Annotated in this window: 17 protein-coding genes; 11 read left to right on the top strand and 6 right to left on the bottom strand. The window is 64.8% G+C overall.

What is annotated here, in order from left to right:
- Positions 1-29 precede the first annotated feature (29 nt).
- Entirely contained in the window at positions 30-1,289 is a 1,260-nt protein-coding gene (icd, locus tag THITHI_RS0103320; RefSeq protein ID WP_018231656.1) for an NADP-dependent isocitrate dehydrogenase, read from the bottom strand.
- A gap of 129 nt (positions 1,290-1,418) precedes the next feature.
- On the opposite strand from icd, the gene THITHI_RS0103315 reads away from it, so the two are divergent.
- From THITHI_RS0103315 to THITHI_RS0103285, 7 genes are all read left to right on the top strand, one after another.
- Complete coding sequence (locus tag THITHI_RS0103315; RefSeq protein WP_232199380.1) at positions 1,419-1,904, top strand: NUDIX hydrolase; 486 nt, start codon at positions 1,419-1,421, stop codon at positions 1,902-1,904.
- Positions 1,901-3,013 carry a tRNA 2-thiouridine(34) synthase MnmA gene (gene mnmA / locus THITHI_RS0103310; protein ID WP_018231654.1) on the top strand — a complete coding sequence of 371 codons (1,113 nt, stop codon included), beginning with the start codon at positions 1,901-1,903 and terminating at the stop codon, positions 3,011-3,013. Before THITHI_RS0103315 ends, mnmA begins: the two co-directional genes overlap by 4 nt.
- Positions 3,014-3,138: 125 nt before the next feature.
- A complete protein-coding gene (gene hflD / locus THITHI_RS0103305; protein WP_018231653.1) occupies positions 3,139-3,762 on the top strand; it encodes a high frequency lysogenization protein HflD in 624 nt (207 codons plus the stop codon).
- 54 nt (positions 3,763-3,816) lie between these two features.
- Positions 3,817-6,564: an aconitate hydratase AcnA gene (gene acnA / locus THITHI_RS0103300; protein WP_018231652.1), complete on the top strand. Its 2,748-nt coding sequence runs from the start codon at positions 3,817-3,819 to the stop codon at positions 6,562-6,564.
- Between the two features lie 233 nt (positions 6,565-6,797).
- Entirely contained in the window at positions 6,798-7,073 is a 276-nt protein-coding gene (locus THITHI_RS0103295; protein ID WP_018231651.1) for a hypothetical protein, read from the top strand.
- Positions 7,070-7,918, top strand: a complete 849-nt coding sequence (locus THITHI_RS0103290; RefSeq protein WP_018231650.1) for an HDOD domain-containing protein — start codon at positions 7,070-7,072, stop codon at positions 7,916-7,918. Before THITHI_RS0103295 ends, THITHI_RS0103290 begins: the two co-directional genes overlap by 4 nt.
- 4 nt (positions 7,919-7,922) lie before the next feature.
- Positions 7,923-9,881, top strand: a complete 1,959-nt coding sequence (locus THITHI_RS0103285; protein WP_051079908.1) for a putative bifunctional diguanylate cyclase/phosphodiesterase — start codon at positions 7,923-7,925, stop codon at positions 9,879-9,881.
- 59 nt (positions 9,882-9,940) lie between these two features.
- Here the strand turns inward: THITHI_RS0103285 and THITHI_RS0103280 are convergent, their stop codons facing one another.
- Positions 9,941-11,311, bottom strand: coding sequence for a class II fumarate hydratase (locus THITHI_RS0103280; protein WP_018231648.1), 1,371 nt, complete (start codon positions 11,309-11,311; stop codon positions 9,941-9,943).
- 139 nt (positions 11,312-11,450) lie between these two features.
- Between THITHI_RS0103280 and purB the strand changes: the two genes are divergently transcribed.
- Entirely contained in the window at positions 11,451-12,818 is a 1,368-nt protein-coding gene (gene purB, locus THITHI_RS0103275; protein WP_018231647.1) for an adenylosuccinate lyase, read from the top strand.
- Between the two features lie 303 nt (positions 12,819-13,121).
- The gene (locus THITHI_RS0103270) at positions 13,122-14,312 is read left to right on the top strand and encodes a cupin domain-containing protein (protein ID WP_018231646.1); all 1,191 of its coding nucleotides are present in this window, start codon (positions 13,122-13,124) and stop codon (positions 14,310-14,312) included.
- An 87-nt stretch (positions 14,313-14,399) separates the two neighbouring features.
- Here the strand turns inward: THITHI_RS0103270 and THITHI_RS0103265 are convergent, their stop codons facing one another.
- Positions 14,400-14,786, bottom strand: a complete 387-nt coding sequence (locus THITHI_RS0103265; protein WP_018231645.1) for a DUF302 domain-containing protein — start codon at positions 14,784-14,786, stop codon at positions 14,400-14,402.
- Positions 14,787-14,879: 93 nt separating this feature from the next.
- Positions 14,880-15,509: a carbonic anhydrase gene (locus THITHI_RS0103260; protein ID WP_018231644.1), complete on the bottom strand. Its 630-nt coding sequence runs from the start codon at positions 15,507-15,509 to the stop codon at positions 14,880-14,882.
- Between the two features lie 275 nt (positions 15,510-15,784).
- Here THITHI_RS0103260 and THITHI_RS0103255 point away from each other — a divergent pair, with 275 nt between their 5' ends.
- Positions 15,785-16,063 carry a hypothetical protein gene (locus THITHI_RS0103255; RefSeq protein ID WP_232199379.1) on the top strand — a complete coding sequence of 93 codons (279 nt, stop codon included), beginning with the start codon at positions 15,785-15,787 and terminating at the stop codon, positions 16,061-16,063.
- 27 nt (positions 16,064-16,090) lie between these two features.
- Here THITHI_RS0103255 and THITHI_RS0103250 read toward each other — a convergent pair whose 3' ends face one another.
- A complete protein-coding gene (locus THITHI_RS0103250) occupies positions 16,091-16,843 on the bottom strand; it encodes an SDR family NAD(P)-dependent oxidoreductase (protein ID WP_018231642.1) in 753 nt (250 codons plus the stop codon).
- Positions 16,844-17,261: 418 nt separating this feature from the next.
- Here THITHI_RS0103250 and THITHI_RS0103245 point away from each other — a divergent pair, with 418 nt between their 5' ends.
- Positions 17,262-18,011, top strand: coding sequence for a sulfite exporter TauE/SafE family protein (locus THITHI_RS0103245; RefSeq protein WP_018231641.1), 750 nt, complete (start codon positions 17,262-17,264; stop codon positions 18,009-18,011).
- Positions 18,012-18,032: 21 nt separating this feature from the next.
- Here THITHI_RS0103245 and truD read toward each other — a convergent pair whose 3' ends face one another.
- Positions 18,033-19,118, bottom strand: a complete 1,086-nt coding sequence (gene truD / locus THITHI_RS0103240; protein WP_018231640.1) for a tRNA pseudouridine(13) synthase TruD — start codon at positions 19,116-19,118, stop codon at positions 18,033-18,035.
- Between the last annotated feature and the right edge of the window lie 249 nt (positions 19,119-19,367).

Raw genomic sequence — 19,367 nt, 5'->3', positions numbered from 1 at the left:
CGCGGGGATGCGGCCGGATGATCGGCCTCTCAGGCCATGTGATCGATCATGTTCTGGCCGAATTCGGAGCAGGACAGTTCCGTGGCGCCCTCCTTCAGGCGAGCGAAGTCGTAGGTGACCCGCCCGGAGGTGATGGCCCCCTCCAGCCCCTTGATGACCAGATCCGCCGCTTCGCTCCAGCCCATGTGCCGGAGCATCATCTCCGCAGAGAGGATCAGGGAGCCGGGATTGACCTTGTCCTGCCCGGCATATTTGGGTGCCGTGCCGTGGGTGGCCTCGAACATGGCCACGGTGTCCGACAGGTTGGCCCCAGGGGCGATGCCTATGCCGCCCACCTGCGCGGCGAGGGCGTCCGAGATATAGTCACCGTTCAGGTTCAACGTGGCGATTACGCTGTATTCCGCCGGACGGAGCAGAATCTGCTGCAGGAACGCGTCGGCGATCACGTCCTTGACCACGATCTCCGTGCCCGTGACCGGGTTTCTGAAACTGCACCAGGGGCCGCCGTCGATCTCCGTGGCGCCGAACTCCTCTTTGGCCAGTTCGTAGCCCCAGCTCTTGAAGGCCCCTTCCGTGAATTTCATGATGTTGCCCTTGTGTACCAGGGTCACGGAGTCACGGTCGTTGTCGATGGCATACTGGATGGCCTTGCGCACAAGGCGCCGGGTGCCGTCCCGGGAAACCGGCTTGACGCCGATGCCGCTGGTCTCCGGGAAACGGATCTTTCTCACGCCCATGTCCTTGACCAGGAAATCGATCACCTTGCGGGCCTCGGCGCTGCCGGACTCCCATTCGATGCCCGCGTAGATGTCCTCGGAGTTCTCCCGGAAGATCACCATGTCGGTCTTCTCCGGCTCACGCAGGGGGCTGGGCGTGCCGGCGAAATAGCGCACCGGGCGCAGGCAGACGTAAAGGTCCAGTTCCTGGCGAAGCGCCACGTTCAATGAACGGATGCCGCCGCCGACCGGCGTGGTCAGCGGCCCCTTGATGGAGATCAGGTAGTCGCGCACGGCGTCCAGTGTCTCGGCCGGCATCCAGGTATCCTTGTCGTAGACCCGGGTGGCCTTCTCTCCGGCATAGATTTCCATCCACGAGATGGCACGTTTGCCGCCGTAGGCCTTCTCCACGGCGGCATCCACCACGGTCTTCATGACCGGGGAGATGTCCACGCCGATACCGTCCCCTTCGATGTAGGGGATGATGGGATTGTCAGGGACGTTCAGCGAATTATCGTCATTGGCGGTGATCTTGGCGCCATTGTCCGGGATCTTGATATGCTGGTAGGCCATGGGGACTCCCTGGTGTGACTTTCTGTGATGTCACGCAATTATACACTCCGGTCCCACCTGCTCCTATGGAAGGTTTGATCGTCCCGTCACCCAACCGCCCTGTTCCGCGTCCTTATCCGGTCAGCCGCCATGTCCGTACTGCATCAAGACCCGCACGAGCCCATGCCCTGGACGCCACGCGTGACCGTGGCCGCCGTGGTGGAGGAAGCCGGGCGTTTTCTGCTGGTGGAGGAATCCGTGGCCGGCGGATTGCGTCTGAACCAGCCGGCCGGTCACCTGGAAGACGGCGAATCCATTCTGGCGGCGGTGGTGCGTGAAACCCTGGAGGAGACCGCCTGGCACTTCGTGCCCGAGGCCATCGTGGGCGTATACCGCTGGCGCCACCCCGGCAGCGGCGACACCTACCTGCGCTTCGCCTTCTGCGGCACCGTGCGCGACCACGACGACAACCGCGCCCTGGATCGCGGGATCCGCCGCGTGCTGTGGATGGATCGCACGGCACTGCTCGAGCGGCGGGCACAATTGAGGAGCCCGCTGGTGCTGCGCTGCGTGGATGATTATCTGGCGGGTCGGCGCCACGCCCTGGATCTGCTCCACGATGAGACGGGATCATGAGCCGCCGGGCCGAACGAATCATCGTGGGCATGTCCGGCGGCGTGGACTCCTCCGTGGCGGCCATGCGTCTGCTGGAGGACGGTTACCGGGTGGAAGGCCTGTTCATGAAGAACTGGGAGGAGGATGACGAACCGGGCTATTGCGCTGCCGCGGAGGATCTGGCCGATGCCCAGGCGGTGTGCGACCTGCTGGAGATCCCGCTGCACAAGGTGAACTTCGCCCACCATTACTGGGACCGGGTGTTCAGACATTTTCTCCATGAATACGAGGCGGGGCGCACACCGAATCCGGACATCCTGTGCAACAAGGAGATCAAGTTTCGCGCGTTTCTGGATCATGCGCGGGCGCTCGGTGCGGCGCGCATCGCCACGGGCCACTATGCCCGGATCGGCCGCGACGGGGCCCGCTATACCCTGCTTGCCGGCCGCGATGCCGACAAGGACCAGTCCTACTTTCTCTATACCCTGGACCAGACGCAGCTTGCACGGAGTCTCTTCCCGGTCGGTGAACTGGAGAAGGGCCGGGTCCGGGCGATCGCCCTGGAACGCGGCCTTCCCGTCCATGCCAAGAAGGACAGCACGGGTATCTGTTTCATCGGCGAGCGCCGTTTCCGGGATTTTCTCATGCGCTACCTGCCCGCCCGACCGGGTCCGATCGTGGATCTGGAGGGCACGGTGCTGGGCGAGCACCAGGGACTCATGTATTACACCTTCGGGCAGCGCCAGGGGCTGGGGATCGGCGGCGTGCGCGCGGGCACCGAACAGCCCTGGTACGTGGTCGACAAGGACATGCGGGGCAACCGGCTGATCGTCGCCCAGGGGCATGACCATCCGCTGCTCTTTCATCGCACCCTGCACGCGGACGCGCTCCACTGGGTCTCGGGCGCAGCGCCGGCATCGCCCCTGGACTGCCAGGCCCGCATCCGCCACCGCCAGCCCCGGCAGTCCTGCCGGCTGGCGCTGCTGCCCGACGGGCGCGCGGAAGTGGCATTCCGCGCGCCCCAGCGGGCCATCACCCCGGGCCAGTCGGTGGTGTTCTACCGGGCGGAGGAATGCCTTGGGGGCGGCACCATCGTGTCCCGTTCAAATCCCCGGGCCGGCTCCGGTTGACGCAAAGGCCGGTCCGCCATTCATACCGGCGCCCGATTCACGGTATATTAGGCCGATGCCGCGAGGACGCCGAGGCCTCCCGGACCTGACCCGCAACCCGACTCAGTCACAAGGCCCACCCGTTCGTGGAATCCACCCAGCGCAATCGTGTCATCGCCCTCGCGGCACTTTTTCAGGCGGTTTCTCTGGTCAAGGACCTGGCCTGGCATGGCCGATGCGATGCCGACGAGTTCCGCACCATGGTGGGCAGCCTGTTCAGTTTCGAGGCGACCGGGATCGACGGCATCTACGGCAACGTGCACCGCCTTCGGCGGGGTATGGAGTTGGTGGCCAGTCAGTTGCAGGCGGGTGGGCGCGGCGGCGAAATGGAACTGACACGGTACGCGGTCGGCCTGCTTTTTCTCGAGCGCAAGCTCATGAAACAGCCGGAGATGGTGAACCGCCTGCGCGAGGGTATCCAGTCCGCTGAACGACAGCGCGATTACTTTGACGACCCGACCCATCCAAGTGTCGTCTCGGCGCTGGCTCAGACCTATCAGGACACCATCAGCGAGCTTGGCCCGCGAATCCTCGTTCAGGGGGAGCAGGCCCACCTCTCCAACGAGGACAACGCCGCGCGCATACGCACGCTGCTGCTTGCGGGCATCCGTGCCGCGGTACTCTGGCGCCAGGCGGGCGGTTCGCGCTGGCGCCTGTTGTTCTCCCGAAGCGGGTTGCTGCGCGAGGCACGGGCCATCATGGCGCACTGAACACTTCCTTGGATACTTACTTATCACCGCACATCGGACCACGGGGATCTTTCCATGACTGACAGCTTCAATACCCGCACCCGACTCGACGTCGAGGGCAAGACCTACGTCATCCATCGCCTGCGCGATCTGCCCGGGACCGGGACACTGCCGTTTTCCCTGAAGATCCTGCTGGAGAACCTGCTTCGCTACGAGGACGGCAAGACCGTCCACCCCGGGGACATCCAGGCCCTGCTGGACTGGGATCCCGCCGCCGAGCCTTCCAAGGAGATCGCCTACCGCCCGGCGCGCGTGCTGCTGCAGGATTTCACCGGGGTGCCGGCGGTGGTGGACCTCGCCGCCATGCGCGACGCCATGGAGCGTCTCGGGGGCGACCCCACGCGCATCAATCCCCTGCAGCCGGCGGAACTGGTGATCGACCATTCGGTGCAGGTGGACAGTTTCGGCACGGCCAATTCATTCAATCTGAACGCGGAACTGGAATACTCCCGCAACCGGGAGCGCTACAGTTTTCTCAAATGGGGCCAGCAGGCATTCTCCAACTTCGCCGTGGTGCCGCCGGACACCGGCATCGTGCACCAGGTGAACCTGGAATACCTGGCGCGCACGGTGTTTTCCCAGGAGCAGCCCGATGGCACGCTCATGGCCTATCCCGACACCCTGGTCGGCACGGACTCCCACACCACCATGATCAACGGTCTGGGCGTGCTGGGGTGGGGCGTGGGCGGCATCGAGGCCGAGGCGGCCATGCTGGGCCAGCCCATCTCCATGCTGATCCCGCAGGTGGTGGGCTTCCGCCTGGTGGGCAACCTGGCCGAGGGGGCCACCGCCACCGATCTGGTGCTCATGATTGTCGAAATGCTGCGCAAGCACGGCGTGGTGGGCAAGTTCGTTGAATTCTTCGGTGAAGGTCTCGCCCACCTGCCCCTGGCAGACCGGGCCACCATCGCCAACATGGCCCCGGAGTATGGTGCCACCTGCGGCATCTTCCCCATCGACGACGAGACCCTGACGTATCTGCGTCTGTCCGGCCGGGATCCGCACCAGATCGCGCTGGTGGAGGCGTATGCCCGGGAACAGGGCATGTTCCGCGAGGCCGGTGCCGCGGAGGCGCGCTATACCAGCCTCCTGGAACTGGATCTGTCCACCGTGGAGCCCTCGCTGGCCGGGCCGAAGCGGCCCCAGGACCGCATCCGTCTGGGCGAGGCCGGCCAGGTGATCGAGGGCGCCATCCGGAGCATGCTGGCCGAGCGCGAGCCTGAATCCAGTGAACCGGCCGAAGCCGAGCGCTTCGAGGCGGAGGGCGGCCACACGGCCGTGGGCGTGGAGCACCAGGCCGAGAGCAGGCCGCCCCGCCACACCGTGAAGATGAACGGCGAGGAGTTCCATCTGGACCACGGTGCCGTGGTCATTGCCGCCATCACCTCCTGCACCAACACCTCCAATCCCTCGGTGATGCTCGGGGCGGGGCTCGTGGCCCGCAAGGCCCGCGAGCGCGGTCTCACGGTCAAGCCCTGGGTGAAGACCTCCCTGGCCCCGGGGTCCCGGGTGGTGACCGACTACCTGACCCAGTCCGGCCTGCTCAATGACCTGGAGGCCATGGGTTTCCATGTGGTGGGCTACGGCTGCACCACCTGCATCGGCAACTCCGGTCCCCTGCCCGAGCCCATCAGCGAGGCGATTCTGAAGGATGACCTGGTGGTCAGTTCCGTACTCTCCGGCAACCGCAACTTCGAGGGGCGCATCCACTCCGAGATCCGCATGAACTTCCTCGCCTCGCCGCCCCTGGTGGTGGCCTATGCCCTCGCGGGCCGCATGAACATCGACATCTACAACCAGCCCCTGGGCGAGGACGCGGATGGCAACCCCGTGTATCTGCATGACATCTGGCCCACGCAGGAGGAGATCCGCACGGTGGTCAGCCAGAACGTGGATGCCGCCAAGTTCCGCGCCGCCTACGACGACGTGTTCCAGGGCGAGACGCGCTGGAACAAACTGCCGGCCCCTGCCGGCCAGCGGTTCGACTGGCAGGACGACTCCACCTACGTGCGCAACCCGCCCTACTTCGACGGCATGAGCGCCACCCCCGATCCGATCAGGGACATCAGCGGGGCCCGGGTGCTGGCGCTGCTGGGCGACAGCGTCACCACCGACCACATCTCCCCGGCGGGCAATATCAAGCCCGACAGTCCGGCGGGTCTGTACCTGACCGGGCATGGCGTGAAAGCGGCGGATTTCAACTCCTACGGGTCCCGTCGCGGCAACCACGAGGTGATGATGCGCGGCACGTTTGCCAATGTCCGTCTGCGCAATCTGCTGGCTCCCGGTACCGAGGGCGGCGTGACGCTGCATTTGCCGGACGGCGAACAGATGTCCATTTACGATGCCGCCATGAAGTACCGGTCCGAAGGTGTGCCCCTGGTGGTCCTGGCCGGCAAGGAATACGGCTCGGGGTCTTCCCGTGACTGGGCCGCCAAAGGGCCGTGCCTGCTGGGCGTGCGTGCCGTGATCGTGGAGAGCTTTGAGCGCATCCACCGATCCAATCTGGTGGGCATGGGCGTACTCCCGCTGCAGTTCCAGGAGGGTCAGAACGCCCAGTCACTGGGTCTGACCGGCCGCGAAAGGATCGACATCGAGGGTCTGGGTGACGGGGCCGTCAGGGAGGTGACCGTCAAGGCCACGGACGACAGCGGATCGGTCATCACCTTCCAGGCCCGGGTGCGGCTGGATACCCCCCAGGAGGTCGATTACTACCGGCATGGTGGCATCCTGCCCTATGTGCTGCGCCAACTGGTGGGCTGAGCCGTCGGGACCCGCCTCGGTATCGCGGCGCTTGGGTAACCGGGCGGCGGTCCATGGAGGAGCCGGGACTCGCTTGCGGTGTTCCCGGACAACCTGTAGCGTGGACGCGAGGCCTTGGGATTCAAGGGCTTATGAAGAATAAACAGAAGCTGCGTACGATATACCTCGTACCGGGCTCGGTTCTGGCCGACGACGTCCATGATCGCTCGGGCCGGTTGCTTCTACCGGCCGGAATGCCCTTGAAGGAACGGCACTTGCGCATCCTCATGACCTGGGGCGTCACCGAAGTGGTGGCATGGTGCGAGACAGGCGACGTCCGATCCGGGGAGGACGAAGGACAGTCCGAAGACCAGGGCGAAGGGCCGGATCCGCAACTGCTGGCGCAGGCCGAAGCGCTCGCCGGAGACGCCTTCCGCCACTGTGATCTTGACATGCCGGTGATGCGGGCGCTTTATGAAGCCTCGGTCAGGCGTCTGGTTCTCGAGATCTCTCAGAAAGGTCCCTCATGACGGTTCAGATTACCCGAGATCTGATCAAGAACAACCTGAGGCTGACGAACCTCCCGGATACCTACCACCGGATGGAGGAAACGGTATACGACCCGGCGACCTCCTTCGACGCCATGGCGCACATCATTGAACAGGATGCCGCGCTCACCGTGCAGATGCTCAAGGTTGCCAACAGCAGCCTCTACGATTTTCCCTACAAGATCCAGTCCGTCTCCCGGGCCATCAGTATCATCGGGACCGAGCAGTTGAGAGACCTGGTTCTGGCCGCGACGGTGATCCGGTTTTTCAACCATGCGCCGCTGGACGGTGTGAACATGGACAGTTTCTGGCGCCACGGTGTGGCCTGCGCGATCGTCTGCCGCGCGATTGCCACGATTCGTCGCGAACCCAACGTGGAACGATTCTACGTCGCCGGCCTGCTGCACGACGTCGGTCGGCTGGTGATCTTCATGCAGCCCGAAGACAGGATCACACAGCTGCTCAAGCGCCGGGACGAGCACACCGAACTGCTTTACAAGGTGGAACATCAGGTGCTCGGATTCGACCACGCGGGGCTCGGCGGATCGCTGATGGCGGCCTGGCAGTTGCCGCCCGTGTTCGAGGAAGCCGTGCGCTGCCATCACGCGCCTGATCAGGCCGTCAGCTATCCCATTGAAGCCGCCGTGGTGCATGTTGCCGACAGTATCGCCAACGCCCTGCGATTCGGCACCAGCGGCGAACGCTACGTTCCACCCATCGACTCGGCCGCATGGAGCCGCCTGGCTCTGCCGGAATCTTCACTGGAGCAGATCATCCGGTATACTGAGCAGCACTATCGGCAAGCCGTCGAGGTCTTCCTGGGGTAAGTCCATGCCATCAGAAGTGGCCAAGACCTGGCATCATGCACTTCCCGATATGGAAGTCATGAAACGCCGCGTCGAACATCTGGAGAAGACCAACCAGTGGCACAGCTACGCCATGGATGTGCTGGGTTCCATGACCGCCATCTTTGGCGACAACCAGCGCAATCGCGACACCCAGTCGATCCTCAGAAACGCCCACGAATGTCTCAGCCGCATCATCAGCTTCGACGAGGCCGGTTTTTACACGGTTGATGATGAGTCCAGCTTCGATCTCTCCTATGCGCAGCCGGACGGTTCGGAGGCCGGCATCGATGCAGAGGTGGAAGTCTTTATCCGAAACGGCATGTTTGCCTGGGCCATCAATCAGAACCATCCGGTCTGCCTGCCATCCAGGGACCGCCAGTCCACCATCATCCTGCACGTGATCTCCACCCGAAGCCGTATTCGCGGCATGTTCGCGGGCAGGTTGTCCGAGGAACAGGCGGGCACTACCGAGGCGGCCCTGAAACTCCTGTCCATCGTCCTGTTCAACACCGCGTATGCCCTGGAGAGCGCCGCGCTGTACAGCCTCATGGACCAGCAGCAGCGCACACTCAAGAAGATCACCGAACGCCAGTCCGAGGAACTGGTGCACCAGTACAGCCACGATCTGCTGACCAACCTCCCCAACCGGGTGTTGTTCGTGGACCGGCTGGAACAGTTGATCGCGCGGCGTTCCGCCAGGGACACCAACCTGGCCGTGATTCTGCTGGACCTGGACAACTTCAAGCGGGTCAACGACTCTCTGGGCCACAGGGCCGGGGACCTGCTCATCAAGCTGCTCGGCACCGAGCTGCACAGGACCTTTCTGACCGACGAGATCTCCAGGCGCTTCGACCTTGAGCCTGCCAGCATCACCCTCTCGCGCCTGGGCGGCGACGAGTTCGGGCTCATCCTGGATGGCGTGGAATCCCTGGACCTGGTGGTACGCGCGGTCCAGCACCTGATCGGCATCATCAGCCGGGAGCACGACGTCGAGGGGCATCAGGTCTTTCTCACCTGCAGCGTGGGCATCAGCGTCTTTCCCTATGACGGCGAGAATGCGGACACGCTGATCAAGAACGCGGACGCGGCCATGTATGACGCCAAGCAGCGCGGCCGCAACAGCTTCCGGTTCTACACCAGGGAGATCAATTCCCAGACCTATCGCCAGCTTATTCTCGAGAACGACCTCGTCAAGGCCCTCGCCCGGAAAGAGTTCGAGGTCTACTACCAGCCCCAGGTGGAACTCGACACCGGCCGCGTGATCGGGGCCGAAGCACTGTTGCGCTGGCGTCATCCTGAAAAGGGCATTCAACCGCCCGCCAATTTCATTGCCATCGCGGAGGAGACGGGGCTGATCGAAGGACTGGGCCTGTGGGTGCTGCAGGAGGTCTGCGAGGACCTTAGTCGGCTGGGCCGGGATGGTGCGGAGACCCCCCGCATCTCCATCAATCTGTCAGCACGCCAGTTCCGCCAGAGCAATCTGGTGGAGCAGTATCGCGCGGTGATCCAGGAGACGGGCACCGATCCCGGACGTCTCGAGCTGGAGCTGACGGAAAGCACCATCATGAAGGACATCGATATCGCGGTGGGCATGTTCCAGCAGCTTCACTCCCTGGGCGTCCGGCTCGCCATCGATGATTTCGGCACCGGCTATTCCTCCCTGAACAACCTGAAGCACTTCCCCATCGATACGCTCAAGGTGGACCGCTCGTTCGTGTGTGACATACCGGACGACAAGGACGATTCCGCCATCGTCACCGCCATCGTCGCCATGGCGAAGAGCCTGCACCTTGAAGTGGTGGCCGAGGGCGTGGAAACCCGCGAGCAGCTGGAATTCCTGCGCCGCCTCGGCTGCGAGATCGTGCAGGGTTACTTCTACAGCGAACCCCTGCCCTTCGAGCAGTTCCGCACATTGCTGAATGGATGGACAGCCACGGCATAAGTGGGAAGTGGGAATCTGGAAGTGGGAATCGTACTTCCCAATTCCCACTTCCCACTTTCCTAGACCATCTTCCCCGGATCCAGCAGTCTGCGCAGTTCCGCTTCCGGCAGATCCGTCTGTTCCAGGGCCACATCGATGACCGCGCGCCCCTCGGCGTAGGCCTTCTTGGCGATGGCGGCACCCTGCTCGTAGCCGATGATCGGATTGAGCGCAGTCACCAGGATCGGGTTGCGGTCCAGGGCCTCGCGAAGCCGGGCCTCGTTGACCGTGAACCCGGCCACCGCCCGGTCGGCCAGGAGGCGCGACGCATTGGCCAGCAGCTCCGTGCTCTGCAGCAGGTTGTGGGCGATCACGGGCAGCATCACGTTGAGCTGGAAATTGCCGGACTGGCCGGCAACGGCCACCGTGGCATCGTTGCCCATCACCTGGGCGGCCACCATGGCGACCGCTTCGGGGATCACCGGATTCACCTTGCCGGGCATGATGCTGCTGCCCGGCTGCAATGACGGCAGACTGATCTCGCCCAGGCCCGCAAGCGGCCCGGAGTTCATCCAGCGAAGGTCGTTGGCGATCTTCATCAGGCTCACGGCCACGGTGCGCAATTGGCCGCTTACCTCCACTGCTGTGTCCTGGGCACTCATTCCCTCGAAAAAGTCCGGTTTGCTGCGAAAGACCTCGCCCGTGGTCTGCTGCAGTTCCTCCGCCACCAGCCGGGCGAACCCCGGTTCCGCATTCACACCGGTACCCACGGCGGTGCCGCCCAGAGCCAGTTCCAGCAGGCCCTCCCCGCTTTGCTCGAGACGATGGATGCCGCTGCGGATCTGCCGCGCCCAGCCGCCGATCTCCTGGCCCAGGGTCACGGGCATGGCGTCCATCAGGTGGGTGCGCCCCGTCTTGACCACGTCCTTGAGTTCCGTTGCGCGCCCTTCAAGAACCGCGGCCAGGTGCTCCATGGCCGGCAGCAGACCGTTCACCAGGGCCAGCCGCGCCGAGACATGGATGGCCGTTGGCACCACGTCGTTGGAACTCTGGCCGCGGTTGACGTGGTCATTGGGATGTACTGTCGCCCCGAGGTGTTCGCTCGCCAGGCGGGCGATCACCTCGTTGGCGTTCATGTTGGAACTGGTGCCCGAGCCGGTCTGAAACACGTCCACGGGAAACTGCGTGTCGTGGTCTCCTTCGGCCACCGCGCGCGCGGCGTCGTCGATGGCTTTGGCCACGTCCGCGTCCAGCGCGCCCAGGGCTGCGTTGGCCCGGGCGCAGGCGGCCTTGACATGGCCCAGCGCATGAATAAAACCCGCCGGCATGGAAAGACCGCTCACGGGAAAGTTGTCCACCGCGCGCTGGGTCTGGGCACCATAGAGCGCATCGGCCGGTACCTCCACCGTACCCATGCTGTCCCGCTCGGTTCGGGTCTCTTGCTTGCTCATGCTGCCTCCAGGGTCACTCGTGTTTGGGGGACTCAGGGACCCGCCGGGCCCGGGGTGGTTCGATTCCATCGGCCCCGGCAGGGTTCGGGCCTGTAGTATAATGCAGTGCATTCAGGCCGTTGAAATCCGGAGTCTGTTCATGGACCTCTCATCTCTGACCGCCGTCTCGCCCGTGGACGGTCGCTATGGCGCCCGCACCGAGGCGTTGCGCCCCCTTTTCAGCGAGTTCGGACTGATCCGATACCGGGTGCAGGTGGAAGTGGCCTGGCTGAAGGCGCTGGCGGACCACCAGGCGATCGCCGAGGTCCCGGCGCTGAGTGTGCACGCGGCCAATGTGCTGGACGGCATCGTCACCGGCTTCAGCGAGGAGGATGCCCGCCGGGTCAAGAACATCGAGCGCACGACCAATCATGACGTGAAGGCCGTGGAGTACTTCCTCAAGGAAAAGATCGCCGGCAACGCGGAACTGGAGGCCGTCTCCGAGTTCATGCACTTCGCCTGCACCTCCGAGGACATCAACAATCTGTCCTATGCGCTCATGCTGCGCGACGGTCGCAGCGAGGTGCTGTTGCCGCAGATGGACGAGCTGATCGATGCCCTGAAGCGGCTCGCGCACGAGTACGCGGATCAGCCCATGCTGTCACGCACCCATGGTCAGCCCGCCTCGCCCACCACGCTGGGCAAGGAGATGGCCAACGTGGTGCATCGCCTCGGGCGCCAGCGCGACCAGGTGGCAGGCGTGGCGCTCCTGGGCAAGATCAATGGCGCGGTCGGCAACTACAATGCCCATCTCTGCGCCTACCCGGAGGTGGACTGGCCCGCGTTCGCCGAGGCCTTTGTCACGGGCCTCGGGCTCGACTGGAATCCCTACACGATCCAGATCGAGCCCCATGACTACATGGCGGAGCTTTTTCACGCCGTGGCACGCTTCAATACCGTGCTGACGGACCTGTCCCGCGACGTGTGGGGCTACATTGCCCTGGGTTACTTCAGGCAGAAGGTGGTGGCCGGCGAGGTGGGTTCATCCACCATGCCCCACAAGGTCAATCCCATCGACTTCGAGAACGCCGAGGGCAATCTCGGACTCGCCAATGCGGTGCTTGAACACCTGGCGGGCAAGCTGCCCGTCTCCCGCTGGCAGCGGGACCTCACGGACTCCACGGTGTTGCGCAACATCGGGATGGGGTTCGCCTGGTCGAGCATCGCCTACCAGTCCGCGCTCAAGGGGATCAGCAAGCTGGAGGTGGATGCGGCGCGTCTGGCCGCGGACCTGGATGCCAACTGGGAGGTTCTGGCGGAGCCCATCCAGACTGTCATGCGCCGTTACGGGATCGAAAAGCCCTACGAGAAACTGAAGGAACTCACCCGCGGCCAGCGGGTGGATGCCGCCGCCCTGCGCGCCTTCGTGGACAGTCTCGATATCCCCGAGGCCGACAAGGCCCGGCTGCGGGATCTGACCCCGGGCACCTATACCGGCAACGCGGCCGAGCAGGCCCGGCGCATCTGACACCGGTGGAGAAGAAGTGAGCCGACCCCGGCGCCGCAAGCGGTCGGTGATCCGATCGCGGAGGTGACGTCACGACACGGTGCACGATCGGATGACCGACCCCGCCGGGGGGCTTGATTCAAATGAATGCGAAGTCCGTGCCATGTAATGTTTTTTATAAAAATTTATTAATATCACGCTGATTTTGAAATTATTTTCATGGGTCTCTCGGAGACGGCGCCGCCATCGGCCGACCACCGGACTGTGTGAAATGCCGCATCACCGGGGTATCCCGCCCGGCCCCGCACCATGGAAACAACGCCCATGATCCCCAGTCCCGACGAACCTCTCGCGCTGCTGGGCGGCCTGTCCGCCGAGGCATTCCTGCGTGAGTACTGGCAGAGAAAACCGCTGCTGGTGCGTCAGGCGGTGCCGGGATTCGAGTCCCCGCTCTCGCCGGAGGAACTGGCGGGGCTGGCCTGCGAGGAGGCGGTGATCAGCCGGGTGGTACAGGAACGCGGCGGTGAAGGGGCCTGGGCGGTGCGCCACGGACCCTTCGAGGAAGAGGATTTCCTCGCCCTGCCCGAGACCCACTGGACCCTGCTGGTATCGGATGTGGAAAAGCATCTCCCCGAACTGCGCGCCTGGCTGGAGCCGTTTCGCTTCGTTCCCGACTGGCGCATGGACGATCTCATGGTGAGCTATGCCGCCCCCGCGGGATCGGTGGGGCCCCACGTGGACCAGTACGACGTCTTCCTGCTGCAGGCACAGGGCCGGCGCCGCTGGCAGATCGACACCGGGCCTGTCGACGAGGACAACTTTCTGCCGGATCTGGAACTGTGCATCATCCGGGACTTCACTCCGGGGCAGGAGTGGGTGCTGGAGCCGGGGGACATGCTCTATCTGCCCCCGCGCATCGCCCATCACGGCATTGCCGAGGGCCCGTGCATGACATGGTCCGTGGGCTTTCGTGCCCCCGCATGGCGGGACCTGATGGCCGCCTGGCTGGATGCACGCTACGAGTCACTGCCCCCCGAGAGCCGCTACGGGGATGCCGGGATACCCGTTCAGGACAATCCGGGCGAGATCACCGGCGAGGCCCTGGACCGGCTCATCGTCGGATTGCGTGAAGCCATGAATGGCGGCGACCGTGAGATGGCCCACTGGCTGGGCTGCCAACTCACGGAGCCCAAGGCGGAACTCCTGGAACGGCTGATGCCGCCGGAACCCTGTTCCGCGCACGAGGCGCGGCACGTGCTGGCCCGGGCCAGCACGCTGGAGCGCCACGGCGCCGCGCGCCTGGCGTGGATTCGGGCGGAGGAAGGCGTGCATTTCTTTGCAAACGGCCGGCAACACACACTGGCGCCCGGAGCGGAACCCCTGGTCCGCATGTTGTGCGGCGACATGAGCTACGAGACGGAATCGCTTCGCCGCCTGACCCACGGGGAGAAAGGCGCGGAGACGCTGTTGCTGGATCTGTGCCGGGCGGGCGTCCTGCTGCCGGTACCCGGGTGAAGCCGCCCGCGCACAACGCTGCCCCGGCCGGACTGCCCGCCGGGGATCCGATGCCTCGGCATATCGGCGGGTCGCCCGACCCGTGCTTCAGGCCAGCGCGTCGCGCACCCGTTCCAAGCGGGCCTTCACATCCGCCGCGAGGTCATGGATCTCCGGGCGCTGCACCAGATCGAGCACCGCCGACGGGTCCATGAATGCGACCGTGACGGACCCATCGTCGTCTTCGCGTACCACCACGTTGCAGGGCAGCAGCAGGCCGATATCCGGTTCCGCGGACAGCGCCTGGTTGGCCAGTTGGGGGTTGCAGGCGCCGAGAATCTTGTAGGGCCGCTTGTCCAGGTCGAGCTTCTTCTTCATCACGGCCTTGACGTCGATCTCGGTCAGTACCCCAAACCCCTCTCCCTTGAGGGCCTCGGTCACCTGCTCCACGGCTTCGTCGAAACCTGCGTTCACCTTCTTGCTGAATCCGTACATTGAATCATCTCCATGCGTCTTGAATTGTCGGGACGGGAAGATTAAACGCACGCTTGCGTGAAATCGACCCCGCCCGGTAAACCGTTTCCGCCGCTATCGCGCGTCGGGCATGCCTTCGAAGAAGTCCACGACGCCCGTCTCCAGAGAATACTCGGCGCCCACGATCAGCAGCTTCCCGCTGATCACCATTTGCTCCAGGATCTCGGACCCATGGCGCAGCTGGTTCACCGACGCCCGTACATTGGCTCTCACGGCGTGTTCAATGAGTTCGTCCCGATCCTTGATCACGTCGGCCCTTACCAGCGCCTCCACGGACGGGCGGATACGGTGCACGATCGAACGGATATTCTGGGACTGGTTCTCGGTGGGCTGCCTGAGATCATCCAGGGTGGCAGTCACGGCTCCGCAGTGAGAGTGTCCCAGCACCACCACCAGCGGGGTGCCGAACTGGTCGACGGCGAACTCCACGCTGCCCACCTGGGATGGCGCCACGATATTGCCCGCCACGCGGATGACAAACAGATCGCCGAGCCCCTGGTCGAAGACGATCTCCGCCGGTACCCGTGAGTCCGAACATCCCAGAATGATGGCAAAGGGTTTCTGCCCCGTGGTCAGCTCGGCGCGCCTGATCGTGCTCCGGAGCGAATCGCGATCACGCGTGTCGGAGGCAAAGCGTTTGTTGCCTTCGCGAAGGCTTTCAAGGGCTTCAAGAGCTGAAATCATCGGGGTCTGCTCCTCGAGGTGGGTCCTGGCAGGTGTTCGGGTCCGGGCTCAAGAGAAGGCCTGACGGGGGGCGGGCCGACTCGGGGCGCAATTGTGTTACAGAACGCCCTCCCGGAAAAGCCATGGAGCCCGGATTAATGGTCCCGATCCCGTGCAATTCGCAATTCCGTCCAATCTGTCCTAAATGAACCGGTATGCAGCTCCCGAAACCATCCGCAGGGGGTCTTCTCCGGGCGACATCACCACTGGATCCGGCCGAACCCCTGTGGAAGCGGGTGCCGACCCGTGACCACGAAGGCCGGCCGCTGTCCGATTTCATGATGCTGATCCCCAGACTCGGCAGACGTCCCGCTGACCAGTTGCGGCGCACACTGCACGAAATCAACGCCGTGCTGACCCAGTACCGCCACGCGGTGGTGTTCGCGGACATGAACCTGCGAATCAACGTCCTCTGGGTCACCGTGAGACCTATCCCCGGTATCTGCCTGGAGCTTCCCGCCGCGCTCAAGACCCGGGTGCCGGAGGCCATGCTCGTCGCGCAAAGGGCGCAATGATCCGTATCGTTCACGGGACAGCCGGTTTCAGCTCTTTCCCGCGGTAAATCCGCCGTCCACCAGCAGGTTGGCGCCGGTGATGAAACTGGCATCGTCCGATGCCAGGAACGTCACCGCCCTGGCCACCTCTTCCGGACGGCCAAGGCGCCCCACCGGATGGAGCGCGATCAACCGGTCCAGCATCTCCCGGTCCAGATCCCTGAGCAGCGGCGTGTCGATGTAGGCGGGTGACACGGTGTTGATCCGGATGCCGTGTGCCGCATATTCCAGGGCCAGTGTCCGGGTGAGGTTCACCACCCCGCCCTTGGCAGCCGAATAGGCCGAGGTCATGGACTGGCCCACGTTGCCCAGGATGGAGGCGCAGTTGACGATACTGCCCGAACCCTGTGCCTTCATGATTCCCAGCGCATGCTTGGCCACCAGGAAGACCCCCGTCAGATTGATGTCGATCACGCGCTGCCAGTCCTCGGTCGGATAGCTGTCCGCCTCTGCCATGTGACCGATGCCCGCGTTGTTGAACACTACATCGACGCGCCCGAAGTGCGACAGGGTCGCCTGGAACAGGGCCTCCACCTGCCCTTCGTCCGCCACGTCCACGGCCTGGAAGACGGCCGACGCTTCATGCATGTCGTTCAGCCGCCGTGCCAGGGCCTCGCCGCGGTCACTGTCCATGTCGGCGATCACCACCCGGGCGCCTTCCGCCACCATATCGAGAGCGCTGGCCTCGCCGATCCCGCTGGCGCCGCCCGTGATGATGGCCACCTTGTCTTTCAATCGCATCGGACTCTCCTCAGTTGTTCGGGGCCGGATGATTCTGCATCCCGCGGCTCTGTGGGTTTCTGGTCTGTACCAGTGGACTGCCCGGTGCCGGACTGGTTCCGCAAGCCGGCCGCGACGGCCCGGATGAACGGCGCCGGTGGTCCGTCTGGTACACTGACCGCCGTTCGTGAACCTGTGACCAGAAATCCCCCGGCACGATCCGTACCGTGCCACGGCTTCCTGTTGTCACGCGCGTAGCCATGCTGCAAGGCCGGATGCTCCGTGACCAAGCAGGTGATCGTCAGGCAGGAACCCGCTGGACCGACATGCTCAGGGCCTTCCATTCCAAATCGGAACCATCCGCCAGTGCGGCCAACCGGGCTTTTGCCGGAACCGGGGCCTCGCACCTGCTCGTGATGCGTGGGGCCGGGACAGGCCGATGAACATCTTCGATCTCGGTACCGGCCTGATCGTTTACACCCTCGTTGTCGTGTTCCTGGCGGGCATCGTGCGGGGCTACTCGGGGTTCGGTTTCAGCGCACTGGTGACCCTGAGCCTGTCCCTGTTCCTGCCGCCCTCCATGGTGGTGCCCATGCTCATGCTCATGGAGATCATCGCCAGCATCCACATGATGCCCACCGTATGGCGCAATGTGGACCGGACCACGCTGGCCCTGCTGATGGGCGGTTCACTGGTCAGCGTGCCCGCGGGGGCCTACCTGCTGGCCAATCTTCCCGACGCCCAGCTTCGTCTGGTGATCTCCGCCATGGTGCTGGCCACCACGATTCTGTTGTGGCGGGGCTACCGCTTTCCCCTGAAAGGACGCAAGCGCCTCGCCCTTGGTACCGGGCTGGCGTCTGGCATGATGACAGGGGCCGCCGGTTCGGGCGGGCTGATCGTGGCCGTGATGTTCCTGTCCATCAGCGCCGAGATGGCCATCGTCCGGGCGACCCTGGTGGCTTACGTGATGTTTCAGAGCACCTACATGGCCGGGGTGGCCGGTGTCTATGGCCTGATCAGTCTGCAGACGCTGATCGCGGCGGCGGTTCTGACCATCCCCATGTTCGCCGGGATCGCCGTCGGGCACCGCACCTTCGTGGCAAGCGCCCAGGCGACCTATCGGCGGTTTGTGCTGATCACGCTGATGGTGTTGTCGGTGGCGGGGATCGTGCGCGCCCTGATGGGGTAGGCGCCGGCCGGAAGCACCCGCCTACGCTTCCATATCCCCGACCCCGGCATCCTCGACCCCGGCGATCTCCGCCAGCACCATCGTCGCGTATCCCCCGGCAGGCAGTTCGAATTCCAGCACCAGGGTCTCCCCCTCCGCCCACTCATGCCTCAGCCCGGCGACCCGCATGCGCAGGGCCCGCCGCTCCTGCTTCAATCCGGCATCTTCCAGCCCCCGCGCCAGCACCGGCTCCCCGTCCCCCACCGCCTGCTCCAGTGCTGCCGGCGCGCCGCGCGTATCCAGCGCCCCCCTGCCCCACATGGGCCCGCTCGGGTGCACATCCCCGGCGCGCACCCGTGCCTCCAGCGTGGCGTCCACTGTCTCGGCCAGGAAGTGGCTGCGGCTGCCGTCCAGGATCATCACATCGCCGGGCAGGGCCCGGCACCAGGTGCCCTGCTCCACCCTCCTGGCGAGCACCCGATTGAACAGTTCGGATCGGGCGGCGGAGAGATAGAGGCCGCGCAGCTTTCGGTCGCGCACGCGGAGTCGGCCCTCGAACATGGCGAGTGCCTTGTCCAGGTTGGCGCCGTCCCGGCCGAATCGCTGGGGACCGAAGTAGTTGGGGACGCCCCGGGCTCGAATGCGGTCGAGCCGCTCTCCGAGACCGTCGAGATCGCCGCGGCAATCGCGCAGCGTGAGTCGGAAGCGGTTGCCCAGGAGGTAACCGGTCTTGAGCTTGCGGCCGTGGCGTTCGGCCCGCAGGACGCGGAACTCCGGGCCGAGGTGCGCGGACCAGTCGGGGGCGTCCCTGCCGGGAAGCTGGACGCTGAACCACTGGGTGGTGACGGCGTGGCGGTCCTTGCGCCCGGCGTAGCCGACGGCGCTGCGCGGCACACCAGCGGCGCGGGCGAGGCAGCGGGCCGCGTGTTCCGTGTTGCAGCCGGTCTTCTCCAGCAGTACCCACACGTGTTCCCCCTGCCCGTCCGGCTCGGCGGCGGAGAGTTCCTCGACGATAAAGTCCTCCGGGCGGGCGCGGATGCGGGCTTCAAACAGCGGGGGTGCGGTAGCTACGGTGCAGGCCTCAACGCGAAGTGGCGAAGACACGGAAGCGCTATGGAGATCGGTCATCGGGCAGGGTCCTTACGCGAGGTTCTTCGCGGTTTCACGTCTCGACGGGTGCATCGATCTGTTCATCGAGTCCGGCCCGCCGGATGCGGCTGCGCATTATCCGAGCCACGGAACAGATCCGCAGGGCAGGCAAGCGCGGCGCGGCCACCAGGGAGTGCGGTTGTACTGAAAACCTGTTTGGAGTCACAGAGGGCACAGAGGTCACAGAGAGGAGAAGGTATGGTGGGTGCAGGCTTCCCAGGTGGATGC

Origin of the sequence: Thioalkalivibrio thiocyanodenitrificans ARhD 1 (assembly GCF_000378965.1) — a bacterium.
Taxonomy (GTDB): Bacteria; Pseudomonadota; Gammaproteobacteria; order Ectothiorhodospirales; family Ectothiorhodospiraceae; genus Thioalkalivibrio_A; species Thioalkalivibrio_A thiocyanodenitrificans.
This window is presented reverse-complemented; position numbering and strand designations above follow the sequence as displayed.